Consider the following 8,154-nt stretch of genomic DNA (forward strand, 5'->3'; position numbering starts at 1 on the left):
CCATTCGTCCATGGCTCGCGCATCTGGCGCCGCTGCAGGGACCGGCCGCCGGAGCCGAGCACGTCCGGGCCCTGCACACCGCCTGGCACGCCTGCGAGCGCCTGCCGGCCGACGACGATCCCGAGGCCAGCCGCACCCGCCGTACGCGCGCGGCCGTCGACCTGCTGCTGGCGCACCTCGAGCAGGCGCTGGCCACGCACGACCCGACACCGGTGCCCGCGCGCGATACCTGCATCCTCGTCAGACGCTGGATCGAGGAACGCACGTTCGCTCTGCCGCGCAACGAGGACGGCGTGCACCTGGTGGACGCCGATGCGGCGCCCTACGGCCTCTTCGATCACCTGCGCATCGTCGGTCTGCTGGAAGGCGAGTGGCCCGAACCGTCGGCGCGCGAAATCTTCTATCCCGCCTTCATGCTCGAACGCCTGGGGTGGGCGGAGGAACGCACGCGCACCGGCGCCCTGCGCGCGCGATTCGCCGATCTCCTCGCGCTGCCGGCCGTCGCCGTCGGCGTCTCCGTGCCCGAACTCGATCAGGATGCCGTGGTCCGGCCCTCGTCGTTGCTCGACGAACTCCTGGTGTTCGGTGCCGACGGTCTCGTCCCGGTGCCCGCAGAGGAACGACACCTGGCCGTCACTCGCGAGGACGCGCTGCTGGCGACGCCGGCCATCCCCTCGGCCACGGTGCTCGACGCCGGCGCCCGCGACTGGGCCGCGTGGCGGCTCGCCCGGCCGGCCCGGGCTACCGCCGGGCAGACGGGTCCGGTCGCCGGTGACCGCTACAGCGTGACGGCCGTCGAGACCTATCTTCACTGCCCGTTCCAGTACTTCGCCGGACGCGTGCTGGGGCTCAAGGAGGAGGCCGACGACGAGCCGGGGTTGCCGGCACGGGACGCGGGGTTGCTGCTGCACGACGTGCTGCACGACTGCTTCGTGCAGTGGCGACGCCTGGGCCACGTGGGCGTGCGGCCCGCCGACCTTCCGGAGGCGCGCGCCGTGTTCGCCGAGGTCGCCGAACGCGCGTTGCGGGCCCTGCCGCCGGCCGATCGCGCCATCGAGCGGGTGCGGCTGTTCGGATCGGCCGTGGCCACGGGCGTACTCGAGAAGATGTTGCGGGTGGAGGTCGAACTGTTCGGGGACGTCGCCCGCCGCACACTCGAGCATCCGATCGATCAGCACGTCACGCTGCCGGCCGCCGAGGGCACGCGCACCGTCCACCTGCGAGGGCGCATCGACCGCGTCGACTGGACCACCGACGGCCGCATCCGTGTGGTGGACTACAAGACGGGACGTCGACCGTCGCAGGCGCTCCAGCCCGGCGTCTATGCCCACGCCGTCGTGCAGCAGGAGCGGGCGTCGGGTCGCGACGTCGGCATCGCGCCGAGCGGTTTTGTCGCCTTCCGCGAGGACGTCCCGTGGGTGCAGGCCGTCAGCGACGCGAAAGGGGCCGACCAGCACGCCCTCGACTTCACCGCGGCGGTCGATCGCATCGAGTCGGGCGCCTTTCCCGTCGCGCCACACAATCCGTTCCGCTGCCAGTTCTGCGACTACGCCAGTGTCTGCCGGAAGGACTACGTCGGCGATGAGTGAGACACCGCTGGTGCCGGTCGACCAGTCGGCGCGCACGTACGCGACCGACCCGCGTCACCACGTCGTGCTCGAGGCGTCTGCCGGCACGGGCAAGACCCGCGTCCTGGTCGATCGCTATCTGGCGCTGCTGGCCGCCGGCGTCGATCCCCGGCACGTCCTGGCCATCACCTTCACGCGCAAGGCGGCCGCCGAGATGCGCGACCGCATCGTGACGGACCTGCAGGCCAGGCACCCGGGCGTGTGGCAGTCGTTGCGCGACCGCGCCAACGAGATCGCCGTCTCGACGATCGATGCGTTCTGCTTCTCGCTGTTGCGCGAGTTCCCGCTCGAGGCCGGGCTCGACCCCGGCTTCACGCTGGCCGACGAGACCGAGGTCGCGCGGCTGGTGGAGATGTCGCTCGACCGCACGCTGCGCGAGTGTCGCGATCGGGCCCCCTTCGACGAGGGCATTCGCCTCGTGCTGGCGCAGATGACGCTGCCGCGCCTGGCCGAAGGCCTGCGCGTGCTGCTCGAACGTCGCTTCGTGGCCCCGGCGGCACTGCGACGGTATCTCGGCCGCCAGGTGCGCCAGGTGCGATCGGAGGCCGCGGCCGCCACCCGTGCCCGCCAGGACCTGCGCCAGCACCTCGACGGCCTGCCCGGCGGCGTGTCGGCGTGGATGGCGACGGCGCCGCCGGACGCGCCGCTCTGGAGCCTGGTCGCGCTCGATCTGACGAGACTGATCGCCGATGCCGACGCCGTGCCGATGAGTCCGGCCGAGGTCCGTGCGGCGCTCGATGGTCTGGCCCGCTGGGTGCTCACGCGCGAGGGGACGCCACGCAAGAAGCCCGTGGCCGTCAAGGCCAGCTTCGCCACGGCGGCCGCCTTCGATGCCCATCGCGCCGGCCTGCCGGCGGTGGCCGATGCGGTGATCGCGGCGCGTCGCGGTTTCGAGGCGTCGCTCAACGTGCTGCTGGCCCGCGGCATCCGACGCGTCTTTCGTCTCGCCCATCGTCGATACCTCCAGACGCTGGTGCTGCATGATGCGCTCGACTTCTCGGAGGTGCTGGCCCGCGCCGTGTTGTTGCTCGGGCAGATGGACGAGTTCTCGCGGAGTCGCTTCCGACTCGAGGCGCGCTTCCAGCACGTGCTGGTGGACGAGTTCCAGGACACCAGTCGCCTGCAGTGGCAGCTCGTCGCGTCACTCGTCCAGTCCTGGGGCGAGGGGCTCGGGCTCGGGCACGAGGGCCCGCTGCCACCGTCGCTGTTCCTCGTCGGCGATCGCAAGCAGTCGATCTATCGCTTTCGCGACGCCGACGTCGGCCTGCTCGACGAGGCGGTGGCGTTCGTGCAGCAGATGGGCGGCGAGGGGCCGGTGCGTCAGGCGATCTCGCAGAGCTTCCGATCGCACCCCGACCTGCTGGCGTTCTCCAACGACATCGCCGCCGGCATGGTGCAGGCTGGCGCCCCGCCGGCGGTGGCCTTCCGCTACGGCCCAGACGATCGCTTCCCCTTGCCCACCGGGCACGAGACCGGGCGCGAACCCGAGCCGCGCCTCGGCCTCGTCGTCGGCGAGGACGTCGAGGCATGTGCGGCCGGCGTGGCCACCGAGATCGTGCGGCTCCTCGATGAGGGCCTGGTGACCGACCGCGGCGGCGACACGCCGCGGCGCGCACGCCCGGGTGACATCGCCGTCCTCTTCCGATCGCGCGAGAGCCATCGCGAGTTCGAACGGGCGCTCTCTGCACGCGACATCCCGAGCTACGTCTACAAGGGCCTCGGCTTCTACGACTCGGACGAGATCAAGGATCTCGTCGCCCTCGTCCGTGTGCTGGCCGCGCCGGAGTCCGATCTGCGGGCGGCCGCGTTCCTGCGATCGGGCTTCGTCGGCATCTCCGACGACACGCTGCGCCGCCTCGCGCCTGACCTGGCGACCGGGCTGTCCGGGCACACGCTCGCCGCCGGCACGCTGCCGGCCGACGACGTCGAGGCGCTGGCGCGACTGCACGCCGCCTGGCCAGGCTGGCTGGCGATGGTCGATCGGTTGCCACCGGCCGACGTCGTCGACCACGTGATCGAGGCGTCGGCGTACGCCGCCACGCTGCGTGGCCATCGGCAGCAGCAGGCGCGCGAGAACGTCAAGAAGTTCCGCGGCCTGGTGCGCCGCATCCAGAACCGTGGTTACGCCACCATGGCGCGCATCGCCGGGCACATCGACCGCGTGTCGGCCGGTGATGAATCCAACGCCGCGGTGGATGCCGCCGATGCCGTCAACCTGATGACGGTGCATGCGTCCAAGGGGCTCGAGTTTCCGACCGTCTTTCTCGTCAACATCACCCGCGGCACGGGTGGCGTGCCGCCACCGTTGCGGGTGGTGGCCGGCGACAGCGGCGACGAGCCCATCGTCGGCGTGGCGCGCTATGAGCCGGGCGCGACCGAAGCCGAGCAGGTGCGCGACCGCGAGGAGAGCAAGCGCCTGACGTACGTGGCCGTGACCCGCGCCCGCGAGCGCCTCTATCTGAGTGCGGCGGCGCAGCGGCAGGGGCGGATCGTGGCGGGGCCGGGCAGCCTCGCCAGCGTCTGCCCGCCGACGATGATCGAGGCGATGCATGCCGCGCTGGCTGGCCCTGGCGAGGTCACGTGGACGGGCGGTGCCCACGTCCACCGCTTCCGCGTGTGCCCGCCAGGCGCCGACGTGGACGCACCGGCGGCCACCGAGGCGGCCGTAGCCGTCAGCGACGTCGTCCCGCTGTCGCTGCGGCCGCTCGCCACGCAGGCGCGCATGCCACGTGGGCGCGTGACCGATCTGGCATCCGGTCCGGCGGCGGGGCTGTCGATGTCGCGCGACCGTCCCGTGCTGGACGTCGATCTCGTCACCGGGCGTGCCGTGCATCGCCTGCTGGCGCGCGCCGTGGCCGACGAGGCGGATGCGACGCTGCGGGCCCGGATCCTCGGCGATCTCGATCCGGACGAGCGGCTCGTGGTCGGCGACGGTGCGGCGTTTGCCGACGACGTCGTGGTGCTGGTGCGGGAAGTGTGGCGGGACGAGGTCCTGCGTCGCGTGCTGGCGTCACCGCTGGCGCGGTTCGAGGTGCCTGTCGTGTTTCGACACGACGAGGCGGGTCGCGTGCGCCTGGTCCGCGGCATCATCGATTGCCTGGTGCCGGACGGCGACCGCATGCTGGTGCTGGAGTTCAAGACCGGCCGCCCGCAGCCGTCGCATCGGCGGCAACTCGCCCTGTACGTCGACGCCGTCAGGCAGATGTTGCCCGGCACACCTGTGGCCGGCCAGCTGGTCCATGCGCGGCGACCCGAGCCGCCGCGGGCGCTCGTGACCGGTCGGTTGCCCTTCGACGCGTAGCACGCGTCACTTCTTCTTCAGCCACGACTCCAGTTCCTGCGGCAGCCCCTCGATCTGGCCATCGACTTCCTCGAAGTAGTCGCAGTCGGGACAGCGCCATTCGAGCACGTGACGGGTGGAGTTCTGCAGCGTCCCGGCGATTCGGCTGATCTGTTCGACGGGTTCGAGCCGCATCGAGTCTCCACACATCGGGCACTCCTGTCGGTCTGCCACGCGTCGCTCCTCAACGGGGATATCGGCAGCACGGCTCGCGCCTTGACAAGCGGCAGAGGCGCTCCCCACACTACGCAGTGCCGCACGGCACCCCGCAGGTCATGCACGACTACTACCGTATCGCCGAGGTCTCTGGCGCCGCTCGACGCGGGCCGGCACGCGCCGTCCCCGCGTGGGCCCTCGTCGCGCATGCGATGCCCGTCGCCACGCCTCGGACGCCGACGCCGGGGCTGCACCTCGTGCGCGCGCTCGAGCCGGAGCGCCGGATGGACCGTGCCTTGTGCGACGAGGTCGCGCTGGATTTCCCCTCGGGGCAGCAGGCCATCGATCACGCGCGTCGCGACTTCGCGGAGGCCGACGCGCCGTCGGTCCGCCTGGTGGTAGACGTCGCCCTGACGCCCCTCGAAGCACGCCGCAGTGCGCGGGTGCCGCTCTGCGTGCACCTGCCGGCCCTGTGTGACCCCTGCGGAGGCCGCGGCGAAGTGTGGGGCGAGCCCTGCGAGGCCTGCGCGGGGGCCGGGACGGCGCTGGCCACCCGGTACGTGGTCGTGCGCGTGCCTGCCAACACGCCAGGCGGGACGGCGCTGCGGTACCGGCTCGCGCTCCCGTACGGGCCGCTGGTGCGCCTCGACGTGCGGCTCACCGTCAGGTGACCCGGATCCTCCTTCACATCCAGTTGCTCGGCCGACTCTATGTCGTCGCCGGGTGGCTGGCGTCGCTCGCGGCGCTGTCGCTGATGCTGCTGGGCATCGGCGCGGTGAGTCTCACCGTGCGCGCGGGGCCGGAAGTGGCGGCGAGCCTCGCCGCCGCGATCTTCTTCGCGTGCGCGGCGATCGCCCTGGTGTGGGGCGGTGTGCTGCTCGGGGTCGGGTGGGCGCTGCCGCAGCACCAGCCGTGGGCGCGTCCGGTGGCTCTGGTGCTCGCGATCGTCAACATCTTCGTGATTCCCTTCGGCACCGCCCTGTCGGCGTATGCGTTCTGGGTGCTCCTGCAGGAGGCCGGCAAGCGCATGTTCGAGCGCCATCAGCCCGACCGTTCGGGGGTATGATGCCCACGTCTCCCGTGTTCGCCGTCTCGCCAGTGCCCGACGGGTGCACCGTCAGCGCCGGTGGCCGCTGTTCGTCCCCTCCCGCGAACACGTTGATGGGAAGAAGGAGCGCGAATGAATACCGTTGCAGAGAAGTCGTCCACGGGTCTTGACGCGAACGTCGCGGCCGCCCTCGCCTACATCCCGATCATCGCCATCGTCTTCCTCGTGATCGAGAAGGGCAGCAAGCTCGTCAAGTTCCACGCCGTGCAGTCGCTCGGCCTGCTCGTGGCCTGGATTGTGATTTTCTTCGGCCTCAGCATCTTCGGGATGATTCCGGTGCTCGGGTGGGCCACCCTGCTGCTCTGGCCGCTCGTCGGCATCGGCATGTTCGTGGTCTGGCTGATTGCGCTGCTCAAGGCCTTCAAGGGTGAATGGTGGAAGCTGCCCGTGATCGGCGACATCGCCGAGAGCCAGGCCGCCAACCTCTAGGCCAGGCAGTCCCCGGGGCCGTCGGGCATCCGGGGCATGGACATCGTACGGGGCGCGGCCGGGGCCATCCGGTCGCGCCCCGCGTCTTTTGGGGAGGGCCGCTCCAGGGCCCGAGGCGTACCCCCAGGTCCCAGGGGCCAAGGCTCGAGGCCGAAGGCCAGTAGAATCGATCCGTGACCCTTCCTTCCGTTGCCCAGGTCCTCGACGCGCTTCGCGTGGTGCAGGACCCCGACCTGCGTCGCGACATCGTGGCGCTCGATTTCGTGAAGCAGGTTGTCGTCGGTGACGACGGCCGGGTGGCGTTCGCCATCGAGCTCACGACGCCGGCCTGCCCGGTCAAGGACCTGCTGAAGCAGCAGGCCCACGATGCCGTGGCGGCGCTGGCGGGCGTGACCAGCGTCGACATCGAGATGACGTCCAGCGTCCGCAGCAGCGGCGCCGTGCTCGGGCAGCGTCAGGCCCTGCCGGGCGTCAAGAACATCATCGCGGTGGGGGCAGGCAAGGGCGGCGTCGGCAAGACCACGATGGCCGTCAACCTGGCCCTGGCCCTGGCGCAGCGCGGCAGCCGGGTCGGTCTGCTCGACGCCGACATCTACGGGCCGAACGTGCCGATGATGCTCGGGGTGCAGGCGGCGCTCGAGACCGACGGCCAGAAGATCGTGCCGATCGAGAAGCACGGCCTGTGGACGGTCTCGATGGGCTTCCTCGCCGGCGACTCGGACCCGGTGATCTGGCGCGGCCCGATGTTGCACGGCATCCTGCGGCAGTTCCTGCAGGACGTGGCCTGGCCGGCGCTGGACTACCTGATCGTCGACATGCCCCCGGGCACGGGCGACGTCGCGCTGAGTCTCAGCCAGCACACGGCGGTGACGGGCGCGGTCGTGGTGACGACGCCGCAGTCCGTGTCGGTGGCCGACTCACGCCGCGCCATCAACATGTACCGCAAGCTGAACATCCCGGTGCTCGGGCTGGTCGAGAACATGAGCTACTTCGCCTGCCCGTCGTGCAGCCACGAGACCGACCTGTTCGGGCGGGGCGGCGGGCAGCGACTGGCCGACGAGATGACCGTGCCGTTCCTCGGCGCGGTGCCCATCGCCGAGCCCGTGCGCGCCGGCGGCGACATCGGCATGCCGATCGTCCTGAGCGCGCCGGAGCATGTCGTGGCCAGGGCCATCAACACGGTGGCCGAGCAGGTCGCGGCGCAGGTGTCGATCCAGGCCTTCAAGACCATTCCGCTCACTCCCGTGTCCTAGCCCAGGAGGAATCGATCATGCTGAATCGCACGCTCGTCGGACTGACGCTCGCGCTGGGGTCTGTGATGGTGACGGCCGGCTCGGAGAGCCGGCCCTACCCAACCTCGCCCCGCCCCTCCCCCACGCCCGCCGCCGTGGCGATCGCCGCCGACTTCGTCGCGGACGTGGTCGGGCCGTACCTGGCGATCCAGACGGCCCTGGTGAACGACGACCTCGGCCCGGTGGCCGCGGCTGCCGCGC

Annotated in this window: 7 protein-coding genes and 1 pseudogene; 7 read left to right on the forward strand and 1 reads right to left on the reverse strand. The window is 71.3% G+C overall.

The features are described 5' to 3' along the window. On the forward strand, positions 1-1,589 hold a 1,589-nt coding region (locus Q0C41_RS27735; RefSeq protein WP_291989607.1), incomplete at its 5' end, for a PD-(D/E)XK nuclease family protein. Further along, the gene (locus tag Q0C41_RS27740) at positions 1,582-4,929 is read left to right on the forward strand and encodes an exodeoxyribonuclease V subunit beta (RefSeq protein WP_291989609.1); all 3,348 of its coding nucleotides are present in this window, start codon (positions 1,582-1,584) and stop codon (positions 4,927-4,929) included. The genes Q0C41_RS27735 and Q0C41_RS27740, both read left to right, overlap by 8 nt. 6 nt (positions 4,930-4,935) lie before the next feature. Here the strand turns inward: Q0C41_RS27740 and Q0C41_RS27745 are convergent, their stop codons facing one another. Next, the gene (locus Q0C41_RS27745; RefSeq protein ID WP_291989611.1) at positions 4,936-5,142 is read right to left on the reverse strand and encodes a hypothetical protein; all 207 of its coding nucleotides are present in this window, start codon (positions 5,140-5,142) and stop codon (positions 4,936-4,938) included. A 101-nt stretch (positions 5,143-5,243) separates the two neighbouring features. Here Q0C41_RS27745 and Q0C41_RS27750 point away from each other — a divergent pair, with 101 nt between their 5' ends. The 5 genes and pseudogenes from Q0C41_RS27750 to Q0C41_RS27770 all read left to right on the forward strand — a co-directional run. Beyond that, positions 5,244-5,795 carry a hypothetical protein gene (locus Q0C41_RS27750; protein ID WP_291989613.1) on the forward strand — a complete coding sequence of 184 codons (552 nt, stop codon included), beginning with the start codon at positions 5,244-5,246 and terminating at the stop codon, positions 5,793-5,795. Beyond that, the gene (locus tag Q0C41_RS27755; protein WP_291989615.1) at positions 5,792-6,190 is read left to right on the forward strand and encodes a hypothetical protein; all 399 of its coding nucleotides are present in this window, start codon (positions 5,792-5,794) and stop codon (positions 6,188-6,190) included. The genes Q0C41_RS27750 and Q0C41_RS27755 overlap by 4 nt, the downstream gene beginning before the upstream one ends. A gap of 114 nt (positions 6,191-6,304) precedes the next feature. Continuing rightward, positions 6,305-6,661: a DUF4870 domain-containing protein gene (locus tag Q0C41_RS27760; protein ID WP_291989617.1), complete on the forward strand. Its 357-nt coding sequence runs from the start codon at positions 6,305-6,307 to the stop codon at positions 6,659-6,661. Between the two features lie 173 nt (positions 6,662-6,834). Continuing rightward, on the forward strand, positions 6,835-7,914 hold the full coding sequence (locus Q0C41_RS27765) for an Mrp/NBP35 family ATP-binding protein (RefSeq protein ID WP_291989619.1): 1,080 nt from the start codon (positions 6,835-6,837) through the stop codon (positions 7,912-7,914). Positions 7,915-7,931: 17 nt separating this feature from the next. Continuing rightward, a pseudogene (locus tag Q0C41_RS27770) lies at positions 7,932-8,154 on the forward strand (hypothetical protein); the annotation flags it as partial.

It is taken from the genome of Luteitalea sp., assembly GCF_022842525.1.
GTDB lineage: Bacteria > Acidobacteriota > Vicinamibacteria > Vicinamibacterales > Vicinamibacteraceae > Luteitalea.